This is a genomic window from Chlamydiales bacterium, from assembly GCA_016185065.1.
Taxonomy (GTDB): domain Bacteria; phylum Chlamydiota; class Chlamydiia; order Chlamydiales; family Rhabdochlamydiaceae.
Window position 1 is genome coordinate 44,685 of the sequence record JACPOL010000001.1, and the last position, 22,082, is coordinate 66,766.

Annotated in this window: 15 protein-coding genes and 1 tRNA gene; 7 read left to right on the forward strand and 9 right to left on the reverse strand. The window is 49.7% G+C overall.

All coding sequences use genetic code 11. The features are described from left to right. The first annotated feature begins 327 nt into the window (after positions 1–327). The 3 genes from HYX48_00215 (at position 328) to HYX48_00225 (ending at position 3,296) form a co-directional block, all read left to right on the forward strand. Positions 328–810 (forward strand): hypothetical protein, encoded by a 483-nt coding sequence (locus HYX48_00215; protein MBI2742327.1) that lies wholly within the window; start codon positions 328–330, stop codon positions 808–810. Positions 811–1,016: 206 nt separating this feature from the next. Next, on the forward strand, positions 1,017–2,069 hold the full coding sequence (locus HYX48_00220; GenBank protein ID MBI2742328.1) for a CDP-glycerol glycerophosphotransferase family protein: 1,053 nt from the start codon (positions 1,017–1,019) through the stop codon (positions 2,067–2,069). A 177-nt stretch (positions 2,070–2,246) separates the two neighbouring features. Continuing rightward, positions 2,247–3,296, forward strand: coding sequence for a CDP-glycerol glycerophosphotransferase family protein (locus HYX48_00225; protein MBI2742329.1), 1,050 nt, complete (start codon positions 2,247–2,249; stop codon positions 3,294–3,296). A 76-nt stretch (positions 3,297–3,372) separates the two neighbouring features. Here HYX48_00225 and HYX48_00230 read toward each other — a convergent pair whose 3' ends face one another. The 3 genes from HYX48_00230 to HYX48_00240 are packed head-to-tail and all read right to left on the reverse strand — an operon-like array spanning position 3,373 to position 6,012. After that, positions 3,373–3,552 (reverse strand): hypothetical protein, encoded by a 180-nt coding sequence (locus HYX48_00230; protein ID MBI2742330.1) that lies wholly within the window; start codon positions 3,550–3,552, stop codon positions 3,373–3,375. A gap of 40 nt (positions 3,553–3,592) precedes the next feature. Continuing rightward, entirely contained in the window at positions 3,593–4,816 is a 1,224-nt protein-coding gene (locus HYX48_00235; GenBank protein MBI2742331.1) for a rod shape-determining protein MreC, read from the reverse strand. Continuing rightward, the gene (locus HYX48_00240; GenBank protein ID MBI2742332.1) at positions 4,813–6,012 is read right to left on the reverse strand and encodes an aspartate/tyrosine/aromatic aminotransferase; all 1,200 of its coding nucleotides are present in this window, start codon (positions 6,010–6,012) and stop codon (positions 4,813–4,815) included. The genes HYX48_00235 and HYX48_00240 overlap by 4 nt, the downstream gene beginning before the upstream one ends. Before the next feature lie 69 nt (positions 6,013–6,081). Between HYX48_00240 and HYX48_00245 the strand changes: the two genes are divergently transcribed. Together HYX48_00245 and HYX48_00250 are read left to right on the forward strand one after the other, a co-directional pair. Beyond that, positions 6,082–6,154: transfer RNA gene (locus tag HYX48_00245), tRNA-Ala, on the forward strand. 75 nt (positions 6,155–6,229) lie between these two features. Beyond that, the gene (locus HYX48_00250) at positions 6,230–8,665 is read left to right on the forward strand and encodes an inverse autotransporter beta domain-containing protein (GenBank protein MBI2742333.1); all 2,436 of its coding nucleotides are present in this window, start codon (positions 6,230–6,232) and stop codon (positions 8,663–8,665) included. Positions 8,666–8,986: 321 nt separating this feature from the next. Here the strand turns inward: HYX48_00250 and HYX48_00255 are convergent, their stop codons facing one another. After that, positions 8,987–10,654, reverse strand: a complete 1,668-nt coding sequence (locus HYX48_00255) for an RNA polymerase sigma factor (GenBank protein MBI2742334.1) — start codon at positions 10,652–10,654, stop codon at positions 8,987–8,989. 60 nt (positions 10,655–10,714) lie between these two features. Between HYX48_00255 and HYX48_00260 the strand changes: the two genes are divergently transcribed. Then, positions 10,715–11,533 carry a hypothetical protein gene (locus HYX48_00260; GenBank protein MBI2742335.1) on the forward strand — a complete coding sequence of 273 codons (819 nt, stop codon included), beginning with the start codon at positions 10,715–10,717 and terminating at the stop codon, positions 11,531–11,533. Here HYX48_00260 and HYX48_00265 read toward each other — a convergent pair. Next, positions 11,491–11,952, reverse strand: a complete 462-nt coding sequence (locus HYX48_00265) for a DUF3592 domain-containing protein (GenBank protein ID MBI2742336.1) — start codon at positions 11,950–11,952, stop codon at positions 11,491–11,493. The genes HYX48_00260 and HYX48_00265 overlap by 43 nt on opposite strands. 56 nt (positions 11,953–12,008) lie before the next feature. Here HYX48_00265 and HYX48_00270 point away from each other — a divergent pair, with 56 nt between their 5' ends. Beyond that, entirely contained in the window at positions 12,009–12,293 is a 285-nt protein-coding gene (locus HYX48_00270) for a 30S ribosomal protein S20 (protein ID MBI2742337.1), read from the forward strand. 219 nt (positions 12,294–12,512) lie between these two features. On the opposite strand, the gene dacB is transcribed toward HYX48_00270, so the two are convergent. Genes dacB through HYX48_00290 form a run of 4 tightly spaced genes read right to left on the reverse strand, consistent with a single transcriptional unit; the run spans position 12,513 to position 22,008 of the window. Then, the gene (dacB, locus tag HYX48_00275) at positions 12,513–13,970 is read right to left on the reverse strand and encodes a D-alanyl-D-alanine carboxypeptidase/D-alanyl-D-alanine-endopeptidase (protein MBI2742338.1); all 1,458 of its coding nucleotides are present in this window, start codon (positions 13,968–13,970) and stop codon (positions 12,513–12,515) included. Positions 13,971–13,979: 9 nt separating this feature from the next. Beyond that, entirely contained in the window at positions 13,980–15,590 is a 1,611-nt protein-coding gene (gene recD / locus HYX48_00280) for an exodeoxyribonuclease V subunit alpha (GenBank protein ID MBI2742339.1), read from the reverse strand. Next, positions 15,587–18,901: a UvrD-helicase domain-containing protein gene (locus HYX48_00285; protein ID MBI2742340.1), complete on the reverse strand. Its 3,315-nt coding sequence runs from the start codon at positions 18,899–18,901 to the stop codon at positions 15,587–15,589. Before HYX48_00285 ends, recD begins: the two co-directional genes overlap by 4 nt. Continuing rightward, positions 18,898–22,008: an exodeoxyribonuclease V subunit gamma gene (locus tag HYX48_00290; protein MBI2742341.1), complete on the reverse strand. Its 3,111-nt coding sequence runs from the start codon at positions 22,006–22,008 to the stop codon at positions 18,898–18,900. The genes HYX48_00285 and HYX48_00290 overlap by 4 nt, the downstream gene beginning before the upstream one ends. Between the last annotated feature and the right edge of the window lie 74 nt (positions 22,009–22,082).

Genomic DNA, 22,082 nt, shown 5'->3' on the forward strand with positions numbered 1-22,082 from the left:
CCTTTGAAGCCGAGATTGATCGGCAAGTTTTTCCCTGTGGAGAGCATAAAAGCCGATGAACAAAAAATTCAAGTATCGAAAAATCAGATGGTTAGGTGAGTTGGCACGCCAGGTGCATATATTCATATCACCCACATAAAGTGGCATGACGGGGAAATAGACCTCTTGCATAACCTGCTTTGTTTGAAAAAATCGGAGATTTTTTTGCCGATTTTTAGAAACTGCTTCCAGTTTCGGATCAAACGAGCGAGTCGGCGAGAGAGAGCGATAAAAATCCGCGAAAAAAGAACGATTTTGTCAAATAAATGAGGTTGTGCAAGAGGTCTGATGATACAAACCCAGTGGAACGACTTTCATAGCGCGCTGATGTTCTCTATGCAGAAAGAGGTCACTCTCATGAGAGACCTCCTGACCAATCTGCATCAAGAAGAGCTATCTCTGCTCATGCATGATCGCAACTCCTGGAACCAGCTGATGGAGGAGCGTGCAGGCATCATCCAGCGCTTGGGCTCCTGGAGGCTCGCCCGCATGGAAGCGGTAAAAAAACTCCTGCCCGGACGCGTCCAAAAAGAGGCCCCGCTTGAAGAGATTCTTCCATCTCAAGATGAGAATAGCTGCGAAGTCCTCTCTCTTCGCGATCAGATCATGGCTCTTGCCGAGAGAATGAATAGACAAAACAGCCGCAATATGACCCTCTCTCACCAGGTGGAAAACCACCTCGACCTTCCTCCGATCCAGCGCCACTACGCCTCTGCCGCACCGCAAAAGAAAAAACGCGCCTCCGTCATCACCTATCCATTTAATGAGTAAAAGAGAGGAAAGGAAGAACGGGCGCGGGCACGCACACGGGCTCGTTCACGAAGGAAAGAACAGAAAAAGATCTTTCCGATTCTCGTACCCGATCTTGCCTTCTTCTCTTTCGTAAACGTGTGCGTGCCCGTGCCGGTGCCCGATCTTCTCTTTTTCTTCCCAACCTCAACTACTCTTTTAATGAATAAGTCGGTAAAAAAGAGAGGATGGATACTCTCTCTCGGCCGGTAGGGCTCATCCACGGGCCTGCACAGCACTATCTCGACCACATCGTCCCTCTCTGCGCACTTTTAAAAGCTCCTCTCGCAGTGACGGACGAGGAGATTGCGCATCTTGCACGCACCTACTATCCGATGGTAGACCTCATTCTGCTAAATCCACACTCTTTCGCTTTCGATCTCACAAGAGAGTATGACACCCTTATCACCACCCTTCCAAAGCCCGCCCTTCGAGAGCTCTTCTTCCTTGCAGAGAGGCTTTTGGGAAAGGAGCTAAGAGCAGTCTGGTGCCCGCATGGAAATTCGGACAAGGGACACGCATCTCCCTTCATGGAGGCCCTATCTGAAGAGAAGAGCGTCTTTGTCTACGGACAGAAGATGATCGACCTTCTCGTTCAGAAAGGAGCATACCAGCAGATCGAAAAGCTTATTCGTCTAGGGAACTACCGCAGGGAATTTTCTGCAAAACACAGAAATTTTTACGCTCCTCTCGTAGAAAAAGAGATCTTCTCCTCGCTGAACGCAAAGAGTCGCACCATCCTCTTTGCGCCGACCTGGCAGGATGCGGAGGACTCCTCCTCTTTCAAAGCTATAATGCAATTAATCGAAGAGCTACCCGATAAATTTAACTTAATCGTTAAGCCGCACCCAAATCTCAGATTTCAGGAAAGCTTGCATGTAGAGAAGAAGCCAAACCTTTGCATCCTCACCGATTTTCCTCCTATCTACCCTCTTTTAGAGCGCGTCGATATCTACCTGGGAGATATGTCCTCGATCGGCTATGATTTTCTCAGCTTTGACCGGCCGATGTTCTTCTTCAACAAGAATAAGAGAGATCCTCAAAATGACCCCGGCCTCTACCTCTTTCGCTGCGGAACGGAGATCGACCCCTCAGCCAACCTCTACACCCAAATCGAACAGGGCTGCGCCCGCGACGCCCTCTTCTCCCCAGCCCGCCTCGCAACCTACACCTACTGCTTCGACACAAGAAAGCCTCCGGCCTGGCGCGCAGAAGAAGAAATGGACGAAAATGGACATTAATGGACGGGAAACGGACGAGAACGGACACGCGCCGAAGAAAGAATTCTTTCTCTCTCTTGCCCGCCTGTCCATTCTCGTCCATTTCCTGTCCGTTTCCCGTCCGTTAGTGTCCATTTTCCCGAGCGGGCTTCTTTTTTCCGCGCTCTTTTTTTATTCACCTTTGTAAAATGGGTTTACATGAGAGCTGCTGCAGTTAGTACGGGACCTGATACGCACCTGGACCATCTGGGTGTTCTCGCGTCGCTTTTGGAGATTCCGCTTATTGTAACGGAGAGGAGAAGCTATGAGCTGGCAAAAGAGTTCTATCCTCACGCAAAAACAGAGTTCATCGAGCACTCCGATCTTAGCTTAGATTTTCTAGCTACGAATTATGACGTTCTCTTCGGCTGCGGAAAGTACTGGTGTTTAGAATTGCAGCCACTCTTTCAACTCCTCTTTGGAAAGAGGATGCGCCACATTCTCTGCCCCCATGGCAACTCCGATAAGGGCTCAACTCTTTCAGCTGGCTCTCATCCACCTCAAGACCTCGCTCTGGTTTATGGAAATCACATGAGGGATCTCTTAACCCGCACGGGAGCGCTGGCTGAGATCGGGGGAACGATCACCACGGGGAACTACCGCTATCCCTTTTATCGAAGATACCGCTCCTTCTATGACGAGCTTGCCTTGAGGCGCGTCTTCTCAAACTTTTCCAAAGATAAAAAGACAATTCTCTATGCGCCAACCTGGTCGAGCAGAGAAGAACCGACCGCTTTTTTTGAGACGTGCAGAGAGATCATCGAGCAGCTGGCTCCAGATTACAACCTTCTGATCAAACCCCACCCCTTTCTTGAAGAGCAGCAGCCGGCACACCTGGCACACCTCCAGACCACTTATGAAGGAGCAAAAAACCTCGCCTTTGTCACAAGCTTCCCAGCGATCTATCCACTGCTTGCGCGCGCAGACCTCTATTTGGGCGACTTCTCATCGATCGGGTACGACTTCCTCGCATTCGATAGACCTCTCTACTTCTTCAACCTAAAAGAGAGCGCTGCTGCAAAACCGACTCTCTACCAGTGCGGTGTAGAGATCCCTAAGGCCGAGAGCAGAAATCTCAGAAAGTTTTTAGAGAATGCGAGCGAGGGCAGCTCAAACAAGCGCCGAGAGATCTACGATTATGCGTTTGGAGAAGAGAGAGAGATTCGAGAGATTAAAAAAGAGATAGAAACTGCACTTCTAGAAAGCTAGAAGTGCAGCCTTAGAGGGTGTCTGCAAAGGCAGAAAAATCAAAGTTTCTGACTTTGCAGACACCCTCTTAGAGAAATTAACCGTTCTTCTCTTGTGTTGCAGCTTCGTCAGCAGCAGCAGTTGTCTGTTCTGCAGAAGCTTGTTCTGTAGCAACTTGCTCTGTTGAAGCTTGTACTACTTCTTTGCCTTCGTTTGCAAAGAGAGATCCAGAAGAGAGGCAAACCATTGCTGTTAAGGCAATCCAAAGTTGACGCATATTAAACTCCGTTTTTATGAGATTGGGAACGGATGAAATCTTAGCCCCTCTGGGAGATTTTATCAAATGGTATTCCCCCTGCAGAAGATGATTCGGTTTCGAGAGGGGGGAGGACGGTGAGGTGAAGGAGGCGGTTTAGGTTTCCACAAGTGGCTTTTGCTTCGATGTCATAAGAGCAGGCGCCCTCTTTCAGTGCGGTAACTTCAGAGACTACTGCAACGCGCAGTCCAGCAGGGAATATCCCATCCATGCCAGTTGTCACTAAAAGGTCTCCGACTTTCACAACTTGCGCAGGGTTCTTCTTCTCACCCTTGCTCTCACCAGTGCGCAGATCTCGAGAAGGCCCCTCTGCATCCGCGTAGTCGTAGTTAAATCCTACGCCGCGTAGTACGAGATCGCGCGAGCGCCAGAGAGGCATGCTCGTTCCGTAGAGCTCGCCCTTTGCGAGAAACTGATCGTCAGAATCACTTCCCAGATGGTCGTGCAGCTTTGAAAGGAGGGAGATAACCCCCTGCGCATCACCCTGCGTTGCAAAGAGGTCGGAGCGCGTTCCGAGGCCAAGAAGAAGTCCTTCAAGGTGCTCTCGCAGAAAGCGGTTCTGCTCCTTACCGCGCACTGCACGAACGGAGGGGATGAGACGGGCGTCTGTAATCAGCCTCACCTTACACTGCTTGTAGCTCACCTCTTCGACAACCCCAACAAGCGAGGTTCCAATAACGACGGGGCTGTTTTTAGCGACGATCTTCTTCTTCAGCGCGTTATTGTCACGCTCTCCCACATTCAACCAGAGGAAGCTGCTCCAAGAGGTCGGCTCGCGAAAGATCACGCGGGCAGGCAGAGCTCTGAGCTGCAGATCGAGACCATCTTTTAGATGGCTGGCCCTTCTCTTATAAAACTCTTTTAGCTCTGGAGAGACCTCTTGTGAATGCGAGAGCTCTTTCCAGCGCTGAAGCTGCTCATCGACGCGCTCTTCTTGAAGGAGCCACTGACGCACATTTGCAAGCTGCGTGCGCAGGGTTAGATTCTCCTGCTTTAATGCGTCATTCTCAGCTGAGAGTTCGGCGCTGCCCGCTCTTCCTCCAGGAGGTGTAATCATCAGAAGCTGAAGCGAAAAACCCTTTAAAAAGGTGAGAAGCCTCCACGAGGGAGCGATAGAACTCACCGCGACATGTCTCATTCTTTCGGCTGCTGTTTCTGGGCAGATCAGCACGATAAAAAAGAAGCCAGCGAGAAGGAGATAGGGACGGTAGTTGATCTTTCTCATAGTATGTTTGAAATAGCGTCTACGACATAGTCTAGATTAGCGTGATTTAATCCTGCTACATTGATTCTACCATCGCGTGTCATGTAGATCTTAGACTCTGTTCGCAAACGATCGACCTGGACTTCGTTCAGCCCAAGAATAAAAAAAAGACCTCTTCTCTCTTTTAAAAAGCTAAAATCGACCTTTGGAGCTTTTTTCATGAGTTTTGTTGCAAAAGAGGTGCGCATCTCATCGATGCGTCCCCTCATCTCATTTAGCTCCTGCTCCCACTCTTTTCTAAGCTTTGGAGAGTTCAAAATGGTCGCCACAATTTTGGCGCCATGCAAGGGGGGATTGGAGTAGTTTGGACGGATCGTTGTGATAAGACGGCTAACTAGGTGGCTGCTTGTCTTATGTGAATCTCCAATAATAAAAATGACACCTGCTCTCTCGGCATAGAGAGAGAAGTTTTTAGAAAACGAGTAGGCGACCAGCATCTCATGACCCTCTTTAGCAAAGAGGCGTACCGCTTCAGCATCCTCATTTAATCCTCTTCCAAAGCCTTGATAGGCCATGTCGAAAAAGGGGATCAGCCTTTTTGATAGGAAGAGAGCAGAGAGTTTTTTCCATTCTTCTAACGAGAGATCCATCCCGGTGGGATTGTGACAGCAGGCGTGCAAGACCACTGCACTACGCGGAGGAAGGGCGCTAAAGTAGCTCATCATCTTCTCAAAATTCAGCGCATGTTCGGTGCGGTTGTAGTAGGGGTAGATCTCGACCTTCAAACCTGCGCGTACAAAAACTGCTTTATGATTAGGCCATGTGTAGTCTGGGATGTGGATCGTCTCTGCGACCTTCTCGTGGAAGAGGAGCTCGCCGCCGATGCGTAGCGCGTTAGTTCCTCCGACCGCTTGCGCCTTTGCAATTCTCTCTTTCGACTGAGCCCAGAACTCTCCAAAGATCAGCTCGCCCGCTCCTTCAAGATAGGCCCTATCTCCATCGAGCGGCAGGTACTCTTTACTCTTTTCGCTAGCGAGGAGCTCCTCTTCCGCCTTTTTCACAGAGTTTAAAACGGGTGTCATGAGCTTTTCGTCTTTGTAGAGCCCGACCGTGAGGTTGATCTTACCAGGCCTCTTGTCTGCATTATACTCCTGCATGAGCCCAAAAATCGCATCTGGCGTAGCTAATGTGACGTGTTCAAAAAAACCCATATACATACCTTTGGATGGGGAGCTTGCCCCTTGTGACAAAATGGCAGAAAGACCTAGAATTTACCAGCGATTTCTGGGGCGTTAGCTCAGTTGGTAGAGCGCAACGATGGCATTGTTGAGGTCAGCGGTTCGATCCCGCTACGCTCCATAAATTTTCTAGTTCGAAAATCACACTCCGCGTAAAAGAAGTTCTTTTAAGAAAAATTTTTTAAAGGACCATTTTATGCATAAGCCATTCAGCTCTCTTCTTCTCTCTTGTATCTGTTTCACCGCAGCAACCTATGCTGACGCCTCGCCGCAAATGAAGGCGGAGGATGCCCCTCAACATATGCGTTTGGGTGCGCGTCATATCGAAGGGAAGGGTATCGGTTATAAGAAGGGGTACACCACGATCGAGGGCTTCTTCGCTCGCGACCCTGCCAAAGGATGCATCACGCCCTTCCTGGATCTGCGCGGTCACGTCTTTAATGATGGGAGGCTCGCCTCTAACGCGGGTCTCGGTATTCGCAGCCTTCTCGGCTGCAGAGTGTATGGAGTGAACGCCTACTACGACTACCGCAAAACACGCCGCCAGCACTACAACCAGGTTGGAGCAGGTCTCGAGACGCTGGGAACGAGATGGGATTTTCGCGCGAATGGCTACCTGCCAGTGGGAGATAAGAAGAGCCGCCAGTTCGACCTCGGGTTTGAAGAGTTCTCAGGCCATGAGGCGATCATCAGCCGCAAGTTTGAATTCGCCTTCAAAGAGGCGAATGCAGAGATCGGCTGGCACTTCTGGAAGAGTAAAAATTTCGACCTCTCTCTCGCTGCTGGACCCTACTACATCTCAGGAGCGTTTGGGACACACTCTTGGGGTGGAAAAGCGCGCCTACTCGGCCAGATCACAGATTACGTCACTTTAGAGATCAGCGACTCTTACGACAGAGTCTTTCATAATATCTTCCAAGGGGAGATCGGCATCCGCATACCCTTCGGTCCAAGATCTACTGTAAAACGCACCGGCAAGAGCTGCTTTAACAGAAGCTCCTTCCCGGTCAAGATCACGCAGAGGATGATGGATCCCGTCGTCCGACAAGAGATCATTCCAGTTAAAAATCACACACAGCGTAGCGCTGCAATCAATCCAGAAACAGGCCTTCCCTACTTCTTTATCTTTGTAGACAACACGAGCTCCTCTCTCGGCACTTTCGAAAGCCCCTACCCAACCCTACTCCAAGCTCAGAACGCCTCAAGCCCCAATGATGTGATCTATGTCTTCCCAGGCAATAACACCACGACAGGAATGGATGCGGGAATTACCTTGAAGAACAATCAGCGCTTCTTGGGAGCTTCGATCTCAAACCAGTTTAATACGCCATTTGGCCTGATCACTGTGCCTGCACAGGCGAGCACCACTCCTATTATTACAAACGGAGGCGGAGCTGTTGTCACACTTGCTAACAATAACGAGATCTCGGGATTCTACATTCAACACCCCGGCCAGATCGGGATCAGCGCTCCTTCTGCGGTCATTAATCTCACCGCCCGAAAAAACACCATTCAAAGCGATGACACTGCAAATGGCTTTGCGCTTAACAATATCTCCGGAACAGTGCTGATTGCAGATAGCATTATTACCAATCAAGACGTTGGAATCAGCATCCTAAGCACCGGCGTTACAGGTGCTAAATACCATATCATCAACAACTTGATTAACAACCAATCCGGAAGCGATCCACGTATTAACATAAGCCTTACGAATTGTTTAGGAACCTATACCAATATTAGCGGAAATAATGTCTTCTCTTCCGGCAATGCAATCAATCTCAATGTGGTCGATGCAATCGACAACCTTGCTCCTAAGACCTTCTCCATTGCAAATAACCTCATCACGACTGAAGGAGAAAATATCTTGCTGTCAATGTCAAATTTTGCTGATGCAGCGGTAACCATAGCTTCGAATAATCTCTTCACGCCAGATGCCGCTATTATGGAGTTCTCAATCGGCGACGCCTCTCATCTAGCTCTTAATGTAGATAGCAATATTGCGAATGCTTGGGACAATATTATGATATTGTCGCCCATATCCGGCTCCGCAAGTGTTGCATGTACAATCACGAACAACGCCTTCTCAAGCGACAATGAGAATATATTACAACTCCTCACACAAGACAGTTCTGAGCTTGCAGCAACGATTCAGGGCAACTCTCTCACAACTTATAAGAATTCCCATGAGCCAATCAATTTTGGCGCCCAAAACAGCAGCCAGATCGCTCTTCAAATTTTGGATAACAAAATTGTTTCATCAGAACTTGGAGTTTTTGGACTTATAGAGGCCACTGCTAACGGAGCTGCTACAATTGCGGGGAATAACTTCCTTGCGAATGTAAGCGGCGCTATTGTCTTGGAAGCGACAAGCACTGGCCTCGCCAGCTGGAAGATCTTAAACAATACGTTTATTGGTAATGTACCATCTGCTGCAACCGTGACCTCATTTAACGGGACTACTTGTTTGAAACTGGTCGACAACACTGCCATCCCGTTTGCCCATGCTTATCAGCTTAATCAGGCCGGCGGCGTGTTCCAGCTTGAACCAGCTACAGGCAATATAGGACAGATTGAAGTCAACATAGGCACCGTCACAAACGTACCTGCAGGCACCTGCTCCAACTCAATGTAAGCTCGCAGCGCACCATCTGATTTAGAGCTTTTATTTGGTGTATATTGGCAGAAAGACATGTCGGGTAGGCCAGGGGAAAGCTTCGCTTTCTCTCGGGGCCTCCCTGCGACCCTCTTGCGCTGCATCTCGCTTTGCCAAATCGCGTCCTCGGAGAAGGGGTGTACAGAGTACTACCCCGTTGGCGCGCTCGCCGCGCTCTCCTGCGGGTGCAATTTTGCTGTGCGATATGCACACCATCCGACATGTCTATTCCGGCACCAGATAAAAAATTGAGGAAAATCTTGTAAAATGTTGAGCGGCGCGAGAGGCGCCGCGACTGGATTATTCGCCTTCGAGGAGGTCGAGGAAGGCTTGGAGCTGCTTGGAGCGGGTTGGGTGGCGCATCTTGCGGAGAGCTTTGGCTTCGATCTGCCGCACGCGCTCGCGTGTGACTTTAAATCTAAGGCCCACCTCTTCTAGCGTCTTCGGCTTGCCATCTAGCAGGCCAAAGCGCTCGATGAGCACTGTGCGCTCGCGATCTGTAAGGGTCGAGAGAACCTCGTTCATCTTATCCTTCAGAATCGCATAACCGGTCGCCTCAGCGGGCGACTCGATAGCTGTATCTTCCAGGAAGTCGCCAAACTGGCTCTCGCCGCCCTCTCCAACCTCTGCTTGTAGAGAGATCGGATGCTGCGCAATCTTGTAAATCTCGCGGACACGCTCTGGAGTTAATCCAAGCTCTGCTGCTAGCTCTTCTGGAGTCGGCTCTCTGCCTGTCTCCATCATCAGCTTCTTAGCTCCGCGCAGAACCTTATTGATCGTTTCGATCATGTGCACGGGGATACGGATCGTGCGCGCCTGGTCGGCGATTGCACGAGTAACCGCTTGGCGAATCCACCAGGTGGCGTAGGTTGAGAACTTATACCCTCTGCGGTATTCAAACTTCTCAACAGCCTTCATAAGGCCCATGTTCCCTTCTTGAATGAGATCGAGGAAGGAGAGTCCACGATTTGTGTACTTCTTGGCGATCGAGATCACGAGCCTCAGGTTGGATTCGACCATCTCGCGCTTGGCTTCTTGGCTCTTATCCATCCAGCGCTGGAGCATGCGCACATCTTTCTTAAACTCATCGAGAGATCTTCCCGCTGCTAGCTCGCGCTTGCGGAGGCGTCTTTCGAGAGCGGAGAGCTTGCTCGCTGCAAATTTATTCTTCTGCGCTCGTGGAGCGAGCTCCTGCGTCTCTTTTTCAAGGACGAGGAAGCGCTCATAAGCGTTGAGGATGACTTCGCCGAAGTCTTCAATGATGTTATGGCGGAGGTGAAGTCTGCGGAGGTAAGCCTGCGTGCGAATGCGGCACTTCTCCATGTCCTCGGAAATTTTTACCTTGTCGGTCTTCTTGAGCTTCGGATTGCGCAACTGGAGAAGAAGCCCGTCTAGGATGCCATCTTCTTTGCGCAGCAGCTGGCTCAGTCTTGGAAGGAGAGCGAGATAGCTCTGCTTGTCGGCAACCTCTTTCTCGGCAATGATCTTGTCGAAGCGGTCTTTTCCCTGCATGAGGTAGTTGATGATCGAGATCGCTTCGCGGGTCGAATAACGGAAGCGCATGATGATCTTTTCGATCTGGATCTGCGCCTTTTCGATTCTTTTCGAGATCTCGACCTCTTCTTCGCGAGTCAAGAGAGGTACTGAGCCCATCTCTTTGAGGTACATGCGAACGGGATCGTCAGAAGTTCCTTCAGAGCGTTTCGGCAGCGCCTCGAGTTCTTTCGCCTCTTTTTTGCGCTCTTTCTGTCTATCGACCTCAACCTGATTGAGGACTTGAATGTCCATGCCGCTCAAAAAGATCAGAACCTGATCAATCTGCTCTGCAGAGTCAAAGGTCATCGGGAGGATCTCGTTGATCTCCTCGTAGGTGATGTATCCTTGCTCTTTGGCAATAGCAACCAGCTCTTCGATCTTCTGCTGGTGCTGCTGACTAAAAAGTGTGCCGAAGCTTCCTTTGACGGTCATAAAAAGAGTTAAATCTAAAGTTTCTTGTGAACTTGATAAATAAAATTGTAAATTAGTTCCATGCAATTCTATGCGTTAGACGGAGATTTCCCGATTTTAGCAACTCATGCTCAAAGGCATGAGGAGTACCGCTGCCCTGAATGCAAGGGTGCGGTTCGGTTGCGCAAAGGAGCGCATCGTCAACCTCATTTTTACCATCCTACAGTCCCCGCTCTTTGCCTGCAGCACAAAAAGAGCTTGACGCATCTCAGAATCCAGTGGATCATTCAAGCGCTCTTCCCTTCTGGGGAGGCCAGGATGGAGAGGCCTTTCCCAGAGATCGGACGTATTGCCGATGTCGCTTGGGAGCGAGGAAAAATCGTCTTCGAAATTCAATACTCGCCAATCTCCCTTCAGGAGGCGCGCTCCAGATGCGCTGACTATCGCAGCATCGGTTACACTCCCATCTGGATCTTGCACGAGAAGCAGTTTAATAAACGCAAAATTTGCGCTGCAGAACAGCTTCTTCGCAAAACTGGCGCTTATTATACTAATATCGACGAAAAAGGCCATGGGGAAATCTTTGACCAGTTTGATATCTGCCTTCGAGGGAGAAGACTCTTCTCTGGACCTCGCCTAAAAGTGAACGTGAAGGAGCCGATAAGATTCTCCCCGCATCTCATAAAGGGAAAGGAGGCTCCAAAGGCTCTTTTGAGCCGAGAAGGCCCCCTCTATTTTTCCGGGGATCTTCTCGATCATTTTGCAAAGGGAGACGCCTCTTCCATGCTTGAAATGGAGAGAAGAATTTTGAGAGCTCCTTCAAAACCCACTCTACTCTCTGAAATCCGACGCTTCTATCAAATCTTCTTTGGGGCCGCTTTAGAAAAAAGTTGTCGATAGAGCCGTGGCAAAAGGAGAAAATAGCCGAGAACTCCGAGGCTCACGAGCCCATTAAAAATCTGCTTATTGGGAAAAAGTTTTTGAAGAGAGGCGTGCTGAGGAGCGGCTGGATCATACCAGATCGACCAGCTGCACTCTGCCCACTCTTTAAGCTCGGCTTCAGCAGCGATGGGGTTAAGAAAGGAGGGCTCTTTTAGCATGCAGCTCCCCTCATACCGCTGGCCTTTGGCCTCAAAGACATAGTGCGCTGTGATAAAAAATTTTGAAGAGCTCCCCGCGACTTTCCACTCCACCACTTTTGCTGGTGCGTGCTCTCTTAAACGCAGATAGCCATAGAGCTGCGAAAGCGCCAGGCCGCCAAACCAGAGGGTGGCGCCAGCTGCTAAAACCAGTAGAATAAGCCATCTCTTCTTGTTCATTAATCTCACGCGAGGTATATTCTAACGTTCATTGACCAAAAGAATTGGGTAAAACTATGGCAGAAGAAGAAAAAAAGGCAAAGCAAAGACGTCCTCAGGCTCTAAAACGCGATATCCAAAGCGAAAAGAGACGCCTGATCAACCGCTCTTTCAAATCTAGAGCTTTAACAACAGTGCGCTCTCTTGAAGCAGCGATGCAGTCTGGCGACAAAGCTAAGACTCAAGAGCAGCTCAGCGCTGTTTATAGCATCATGGACAAGGGTGTAAAAAGCGGCATTCTGAAAAAAAATAAGGCTAACCGCGTAAAAGCGCGCCTTTCTAAAAAGCTCCTCGCAAAGTAATTATCGATGTGCGCGTTTTCCTTTCGGAAAACCGCACATTTTTCTTGAAGAGTTTTACACAGAGATCACAGAGACACAGAGAGGGAGGAGGAAGAAAATTGCCGCGAAGCGGCAGAGTATTCACTTTTTCTGCCTCCGCAGAAAAAAATGATCCTCTCCTCTTTCTCTGTGTCTCTGTGATCTCTGTGAAACTCCCCACCCCTCTTTTTTTCTCTTTCTCTAATGTTGCTTGCGTGAGAATTGTGTGAGCTGCTTGCAGATCTGATCTTCCAGATTCTTTTTGTACTCTTCTGCGGGCTTTATAAAACCATTGATCATGATAGAAAAGGCGAGCATCTCATTGTCTTTTGTGTACGCATAGCCTGCGATTCCCGAAATGCCCGTCATCCTTCCGCCTTTAGCGCGAATCTTCCCTTTTAAAACTGGATCGTCCATTCGATTTTTCAAAGTTCCGTCGACTCCACTAATGGGAAGAGCAGTTAGAAATTCAGGGAAGAAGAGGAACTGATCCTCCATCCAGACAAGAAAGGAGACCATCTGATGAGGGCTGATCAGGTTGTAGCGCGACTCTCCATCTCCGTCGACAATAGCCAGATTCTCCACATCGATCTCCGCCTGACTGGAGAGAAATGAGCGCATCGCCTGAGAGCCTTTTGGCCAGGTTCCGGGAGCTTGATGGAGCTTTGAACCCATCTTCTTGAAAAGACAGTTGCTGTAGAGATTGTCCGACTTTTTAAGAACGGGGTAGATAAGTTCGCTCAGTGGAGCTGAACGGTGAGTTGCGAGGAGAAGAGCATTTTCCGGCGCTTTTTTAAAGCGTATCTCTCCACAGATCCCTATCCCTTTCTGCTGGAGCAGATCGCGGAAGAGCGTTGCTGTATACATCGCAGGCGCTTCGAGGGGAATGTTATAATTTTGCGGCTTGCTTTTCAGGTCGATTGTTCCGTCAACTTCGATGAGATTCTCTCTCGTAACCCAGCGGCGGCTGACGCGCAGATCGCTCTTCTTTTCTCCCGTCTTTGCTGTGTTCTGAATCACAACGCCTTCGATCTCTGGAAAGATCCCAACGCGCGCAGGGGCTCCCACCTGCTGTCCGGGCTCTACCCAGACGCTGATGCTGCTATGGTTAACTAGAAGAGCGTCGATAGGAGAGGTCCAATACTCTGCCCCCTCATCCCACATCCAGCCCGGTCCCTGTACGATATTATCGAACTCAAAGTTATCGATGACTAGATCACCTTTAATCGTTTTCACCCCTGCCAGAGAGAGTTGAAAGACGAGATCTTGCAAATCCTCTGTAACGAGAGAGGGATCACCTGAACCTTTAAGGTAGAGATCTCCATCTAAGACCCCCTCTTTCTGCTCGCGCATCGCAAGGAGCTGCGTCTCAAAACGAAAGTCGGTTCCTAAAATTGCGAGAGCTGAAGCTGCGGTAAAAATCTTCTGCGTACTCGCGGGAACAAACATGTGGCGAGGGTTTTTCTCATAGAGCTTCTGCCCATTTTTCAGTGAGATGACCTCGATGCCGATGTGCACATTGGGATCGACCTGTTGAATGATGCGATCGATCGCGTTTTTAAGAAAGTGGAGATCCTCTTTCGAGGTTGTCTCCTTATCCGCCGCTGAAATGAGCAGAAAACAGAGAGAGATGCAAAGAGCACGTCGGATAAGCCGCATAGAACCTACTTAAGGGGTTTTTTGCAGTCTTGCATGTAGCGCAGATATTTTTCTAGATGCCCGTGCGAGGGAGCTCTCTAAAACCTCCCTTCGAGAGAGTATGGTAAGGCTCTTTTTGGAGCGGGTCGCTCCCGTATAAATCACCTCTTTCCCAAAATATTCAGAACCGGGGCCAACTAGAAGCAGAACATCCTCGTATTCGCTGCCCTGGCTCTTGTGCACGGAGAGCGCATACGCATACTCATAAGCTGGAAGTCTGCTAGCTGGAATCTCTCTAAACGGAGCGGGACCGAAAATAGCATACTCGCCCTCTCCAGAGAAGCGTCGGATAAGAATGCCCGTCTCTCCATTGTAGAGACCCAATTCAGGATCTGTACGCGTAATAAGTATGGGCACTGCAAGGTGCTCCTCTCTTCCCATTCTGCTGGTAAAACGCTCTGCAATCATCTCATTGAGCTGATCGACACCAAAGGGTCCTTTGCGCAGGCAGGAGAGAAGCGCACAACTCTCCTTTTCAGCCCAGAGAGCCGCATGGTCGATAGGTTTTGTAGAGGGTTGCGGAAAACGCTTGGAAACAAGATTCCAGATCGCTTCAAACGCACTGGGGCCCTCTCCTAATTCGAGATAGTGCAGCGCCCCCTCTTCAGATCCACTGAGCAGTCTCCACGCCTCTTCCGCCTTTCCAGACTTTACAGCTTCAGCAAAGCGCAAGATCTCCTGCCGGTCCGACCGAAGCCAGCGCGTGAGCTCTGTGAGATGCTGTGAGAAGCCCCCTTTTAATACATCTACGAGATCCGCAAAAAGTGTGCCGCTCTCAACGGGAGGAAGCTGGTAGGGGTCTCCCATCAGCACGAGATGGGCTCCCTGGTGGAGAGATTCGAGAAGGCGAGAGAAGAGGCGCGCATCGATCATCGAACACTCATCGACGATGAGTAGGTCTGCCATTACTGGAGAGGGCGCGCTAAAAAAATCGCTCTCTCGATGCACTTCCAAGAGCGCATGCAGCGTCTCTACGCGGATATCCTCTTTGATAAGCTGCAGCTGGAGCTGCTTTGCCGCCTTTCCCGTTGGAGCGGCCAAAGCGATGCGCGCCTCTTTATGCTTCTTTCTGAATGCGCGCACAATCCGCGCAGCTGTGTAGGTCTTTCCCGTTCCAGGGCCTCCGCAGAGAAGTGAGAACGGAAGAGAGAGGGCAGCAGCGACAGCTCTATTCTGCTCTTCGGTTAGATCCTCTTCTTCAGAAGCAGAAAAAGCTTCAGCCTTTAAGGCTAGGAGCTTCTCTAGCTGTTTCAAAAATCTGGTTTCAAAGACCCAGTTTTTCTGGAGATAGTAGTAGTGTTTAAAACGGCAGAGAGGCGTTCTGGGAAGATCTAAGCCCTTCTCGTCGAGAAGCTCTGAAGGTATCTCCCTCGACCCTTTTAGAATCGCTGAAGCGATCTCCCTGTTTAAGGCAAAAAGCTCAAGCAGCTCCTCTTCTTGCGCGGGGAGAGAGAGGTGTCCCTGCCTGGAAGCCCAGAGGAGCGCTGCCATAAAGAGGTGCTGCTCTCTGCTTCCATCTTTAATCAGGCTTGCAGCAAAGATATTATCGATCTCGGAAAAGGGAAGTTTTTCTGTTTTCATGGGAGATCCGGAATAAAATGGTAGGCGGCTCTTCCGCGTAAAAAGAGGTAGTAGGCGCCGCCGAAGAGCTGATCAAAGGGGCGCTTGTCAAACAGCTTTACATAACGCTCAAATGCTGAGGCGTAGATAGATCCTTGAAGAAAGTAGTCGTGCGATCTCATTGCTGCTTCTAAATTTTCTAGAGTGTAAGCCGCATCTGTCTGTCCCAACCAGTTGGACTTCCAGTCGACCAGGTAGTATCTGCCCTCTCTCTCAAAGAAGAGATCGGCAAATCCTTTGATAAGGTTATTCTGCATGGGAAAGAGAAACTCCATCTCTTGCGCGATCTGATGCGGTAGCAGATCTCCTAAGCAGAAGGAGCCCTCTATTCCCGGAAGGGGTAGAGCAAGAGCGCCATCTATCATCTCAATAACGACCTCCTCCCAGCCGGTTAAGAGGGTCCCCTTCAGCTCTTTCTGGATGAGGAGGCCTCTCTCATCTTTTCGAGAAGAAGAAGATAGCCCCTTCTTAAAGATCTTCTCTAAGATCTCATGCAAGAGAGTTCCCGTCTCTGCTCCAACGGGAAGAGTGTGAGCACTCTTCTCCTCGCCGAGGAGGATGCGCTCTTCGCTCTCGCTCTTTTTTGCGAGAGAGGAGAAGGAGAGAAGAGAGCGCTCAAAGATAGGCATATTAAAAGATCTTATCTGTGGAACCGGAGGCTGGGGGAGCTCTCTTCGCGAGGTGAGAGGTGGATTGAGCTGATCGAGAAGGGAGTAGGTAATGCTTGCGCGCTGCTTCGCCTCTTCCAAAAAGAGGAGGCTCTCTTGCAAATTAAAAGAGGAGAAGAAGAGTTCTACAGGCGCCTGGGTGCCAAGCTCCGGTTCCGATGCAGGCTCCTCTTCGTTCATGCGGAACGCAAGAGGTATGTAGACCCGCTTCTTGGCGCGGGTTAGAGCGACATATAACTGTCTCATTTTTTCTGCATCCCTCTCTTGCAGGTAGAGAAGCGATGAGGCGAGATCTCGATCTAATTTTTCTAATCTCTCGCTCTTTTTTTCTCGAATGAAGATGAGCTCCTCTTTGTGCGTGTGTCTTGAGGCGATACCAAGAGCAAAGACAACTTCAAACTCGAGCCCTTTACTCATATGGACCGTCATGAGGGAGACCGCGTCCTCTTCCGCATGGAGGCGCATCTGAGAGGTCTCTTCACTGCTCATGCTGCTCTTCTTCAGCGACTGCATGAAGAGAAGAAGGGCGTAAAGAGGGGCTCTTCCTCTCTTGAGCTCTTCTTCCATAAGAAGCTCTGCGACTGCTGTGAACTCCTCATAAAGATCAGGAGTCTCAGAGATTCTCTCGGAAATTTTCTTTCCTTCCCATGAAGCTGCTAAAAAATCGGCTATCATGCAGGCGAATCCCTTCTCTTCTCCTGTTTTTGAGAGGGTCGAAAGAAGCTCTCTGAATCGATCCAATGGCGCCTGCTTAAACTCCTCCTCTGTAAGTCCAAAAAGAGGAGTTGTGAGAAGAGCTTTTATTTTTGATGGATAGAGAAGCGCTTCTAGAAGCTGCTGCATTACGGGATAGCCCTGCGACTCCAGGATGCTTCTTCCTCGGCTTACTGTGGAAGGAATCTGCTGCTGTTTTAAATACTCGTTCAACCGCTCGGCTTGAAAGCGATCCTTCACAAGCACGGCAAAACTGCGGAAGGGAAGCCCCTTTTCAAAAGCTAGGCGATCGATCTCTTCTGCAATAAAAGGAAAGAAGAGCTCTCTCTCCATTTTTGCTGTAGGCCAGCTTCTCTCTCTACCCACTTCTGCTTGGGCTAGAAAGAAGTGGACGGCTCCTTTTCCATCTTTAAACCCTTCTTCGCTTCCGCCTCTATCTTTTACAGGGATGTAGTCGAGCTTGCTCTCCTGAGAAGGCAGAGGAAGCCACCCCTTCTCTCCAGTAGCCCTTGCGGAAAAGAGAGTGTTAAGCGCAGCAACAAGAGAGCTATCCGAACGGAAGTTTGTTCCTAGATGCGCCTTCTCATGCATGCAGCGCGCAGCATCAAGATAGGTATAGACATCAGCGCCTCGAAAGCCGTAGATCGACTGCTTAGGATCTCCAACGAGATAGATGGCAGAGGGCTGCTCAGCCCCAGTGATAAAGAGGGTGTGAAATATCTTCCACTGGATCGGATCGGTATCTTGGAACTCATCGACGATGAGGGCGCGGTAGCGACTTCTCACTCTCTGGCAGAACTCTCTGCTGCTCAGCGTCTCGCTCATTTTATGAAGGAGCCCATCAAATGTGAGCCCTTTTTGAGAGCTCTCCTGAATGCAGTCGCTCGCCATGCGCATCATTGTTTGAAGAGGATCTTTTGCTCTTTCAAACAGGGGAAGAAGGGCGCTTCTAAGATCGGTAAATAGCCCTGGATAGGCGAGCTCTTGAGAAGAGGGTATCGAGGTTCTCTTTTTGAGATTGAGTTCATGGAGTGGCTGGAGAAACCAGCCCTCAACAGAGAGCAGAGCATCGAACTCCTCTCGAGAGGCTCCTCCTTTCTCAGTAAGATCGATGAGAGTAGAGAGCTGCTTCTCCCCCTGTTCAATGGAAACCCTCTTGTAATTCGGGGCGATCTTTCGATAGTCGCTTAACGCCCTCTCCTTGTCGAGTTTCGGCAGTGCAATCAGCTTCTCATTGAACTGAATTCTGAGCTCTTCAAATGAAGGGACAGATTCGATCTCCGCTCTTCTCTCTATGAGCGGCTTCAGACGCTTTGCAAGAAGTGCAAAATCGGACTGATGCTTGCTCAGCACCTGCTGGATCTGACTCATCCCATAGCGAGGTGGCTTAAAACCATTTCTGAAAAAATCGTAGATGCTGCTAGCCACTCGTGCGGGTTCATCCCCCTCTTCAGGATCGACAAGATCAAGAGGAAGCTTCGCCTCAAAAGCAAACTCGCGCAGCATGCGGAAACAGAAGCTGTGAATTGTAAAGATCTGAGCCTGGTCAAAAGTGCTGAGCGCATCTTCAAGCCGTCTTTGAGCCGCGGCGACTCTCTCTTCTCCCGCTTCCAGAATAGCGGTGAGATAGTCGAATTTCGCGCTGCGTTTTCGTATCTGAGAGAGCGCCGATTCAAGATTTGAACGGATGCGCATCCTTAGCTCACGCGTTGCCGCCCGCGTAAAAGTAACGATGAGAATCTTATCTAGGACTAGGGGCTCTTGGCTCTCAAGGATTAGACGGACAGCCAGATGCTCGATTGCAAAGGTCTTGCCTGTTCCCGCAGAGGCCTCTAGAAGACGCGAGCCAAAAATATTCAGCTCTCTATTCAGCACATCGAAGCTGCTCATGTTGGAACCTCATCGAACAGGTTGCGCAAGAGCGGCGACCAGTTTTCAAAGATCTGCGCTGCAGAAAGCGAGGGATCGCGCGCAAAAAGCCAGGTGATATAGGGATCCCTGCTGTTTTTGCTGGCTGTCATCTTCTTCTCAAGATCTTGTTCCGAACCGTGAATCAGGGGCTCTGCCCACTCTGAAAAAAGAGGCGATGGAGCATGTAATGCGATCTGGTAGTACTTTAAGTACTCTTTCAGGCTATTCAGAGGATCTGCGATGCGGATATCCACCCTTTTTTTATCTTTTAGAAGAAATAGAGAGGTCTCCGTCTTCGCTTCGAAGAGCGGAATCTGCATCGACATAAGAACCTCCGGCCAGCTCTTGATGAGACCTTCAAAACCCTTCTCTGCATGCAGAGCAAGGCCTCTTTTGCAAACGCCTGATAGTTTGCCCACTAGAGTCGCTTCGCTTCCTTCTTCCAGAGGGATGACGAGCGGCGGAAGGATCCACTTGCCGCTACTCAACTCCTCCTTCTGCTTGCACCCCTCTTTCCATTCGACCTCGATAAGCTCATCCCCGCTCAGCCCCTCTTTTTCAAAGAAATGGTCCATCTCTCCGATCTCTTCAGCGAGTTTGATGCGCGTGAGCTCTTTGTAGTGGGCAAAGGGTAGAGAGCCCTTCGCTTCAGCGCTTTTTAAAATGGAGGAGAGCGGCTGATGTAGAGCACGTTTTTTTATTAGTGCATTCTCTAGAGCAGAAAGGGAGAACTCTCTCTCCTCCTCTTCCCAGTTAAGTGAAAGGCCCAAGCTCTTCTGAAAGTAGAACTGCAGGGGATTCTTCGCTAGCTTCTTAAGATCTGCAATATCCACCTGAAATGACCCAGAACTCGTGGTGGCGCTTGGAGTAGAGTAGGAGAGGAAGGGCCTTGCCTCTTTTTGAGGAGGATAAACTTGAGTGAGCTCGCTTGTTATCTCACTTCCATATCCCCTTTTTATGTAGGAGACAAGCTCTTGAACGAGAGGGGAGGGGAGAAGGGGTTTACCATCTTGCGCAGAGATCTTCTGATAGCTGATCAGCAGGTAATCACGCGCGGATAGGACGAGTTGCAGAAAGAGGTAGCGATCCTCTTCGTTTCTTTTTGGGAGTTTTTTACCTAAAGCATGGGTTGAGAGAGCACATAGAGAGCGGCTCTCCTCCATCCGCGGGAAGGCCCCCTCCTCCATTCCGAGCATACAGATGATGCGCGCAGGAAGAGCCGCTCCCTCTTGCAGATTGCCAAAGTAGATCGCATTGAGTCCTGCGCTTGCAAGAGAGCTGCTTCTCACTTGGAAGAGCTGCTTCTCAAGAGCCTTTATCACCCTCTGGAAAGAGACTGGAGACTCTAATTCGATGCAGGAGAAGGAGAGCTTGCCAATTTCACCAAAGACTCCTCTCTCCTCTTTTTCAAACTCGAGATAGCTCTGGGCGAGATGCTCTAGATAGGTGAGCCATGCGCTTATGGGCCTCTTCTCTCCTTTCAGAATCGGATCTAAATCGATCTTAAGGCTGCGGATGATTCTAATCAGAAGACCGAGCTTCTCCATCTCCGTCTTGTCGACGATCGAAAGAGGGAAGGTAGAAGAGAGGAGCTCCTCATCCTCAGGAGCGACCATTGCAAGACCCAGCAGCAGCCTCTTAAAACCCGCCTCCCAGCTCCCCTCTTCGCTCGTCTCGTGAAGAAAGTGAGAGCGCTGATCGGCATCTGCGCCCCAGAGAATATTTGCTTTTTCTGCCCAGCGCTTGAAAAGAGTTAGATCCTCAGAAACGAGCCCAAATTTTTTCTGAAAGCTAGGATCGGAGAAGAGGTTGAGAGCTGCATTTACATCAAACCGCTGCGTTGAAAGTGCAATGAGTGCATGGAGGCCTTGAACCAGCTGACTCTCTCGGCTTCTTGGAAGATCATGCACCGTAAATTTCAAGCGACTTTCGCTGGCGCCAAATATGGTCTGAATATAGGGAAGATAGAGGGTAATATCGGGGGCAAGCACGAGGATATCTTTTGCGTAGATCGGCGCCTTGTCCGCCGCATGCCTATCCAGAACTTCTAATAGTGCTTCGTAGAGAGCTCCGACCTCCTTCCATCTTGAAGAGGAGCCACGCAGTTCGATGGAGTTATCTTTGGAAAAGATCTCTCCTTCGGGGGAGCGCATTTCAAAGACATCCCCTTGAATCCTTTCAAGCAGCGTAGACTCATTAGACGGTTCAACATACCTCTCCTCTTCCAAGAGATTCGCATCTAAAAGCTCATTGAAAAAATCCCTTCCCACTTTTGAAAGATTGGCAAAAAAAGAGTTCTGATCCCCGAGAAGAGCCTCTAAATTGCTCTTCTGCGCCTCTTTTGCCCCGCGCCTCTCTAGAAGCTTGCGCAAATAGGCGCGCTCCTTATCGCTGCAGAGATCTCCCCAGAAGAGCGGCGAGGGAGATAGAAGAAAGTAGATAGAATTGCATCTACCAAAAAAGTTTAAAAAGAGCCTTGGCAGAGCCGAAAAATGGAAGATGTAGAGGGGAAAGGGCGCTGGAGATGTGCTCTCAACCAGCTGAGAAAGTGGGATCCATCTGGAAGTAGGATTAAAAATTCTTCTCCAGAGAGACTGCTGCCACCCCTCCTGACCAAGCCAATCATCGAGGAATGCTCTCTCTTGTCTTCCATAACGCAAAAAGAGAAGAGCTAGCTCTTCGCTAAGTGGAGCGATATTCTCTTCATCTGCTACGTATGAAAAGAGAGGGGACAGAAGCGCCTTCTCGTCCTCATCCTGCACACTTTTGAGCTTCCAGATCTCCTCTTCGATTTGGAAAGAGAGCTCTAGAAGAGTGGGGACCCTCCTCCTCTCATCTTTTTCAAATAGCTCCCCCATCGCTTGGGAGAGGGTGTAGATCTCGATGCCAGCTGCGATCTGCAGATCGGGATCGTCTGCATACCGCATCATAAGAAAACGTTTGATGTTGAGACTAGGGACGATAACTACCCTGCGATCGAAGGGGTGCCCTCCTGAAAAAAAGAGGCGCTCTTTCAAAGCGTCAGCGAGCTCTTCCAGCTTATTGCTAAGAATAATTTGAGAATTAAGCTCGCCGGCATTTTTCATAGCTGTTAGAGTGAGGATTATTGACTCTCAATTTATAGGGACATGTCTTTATTTTCTCGGGATTCTTTATCCGC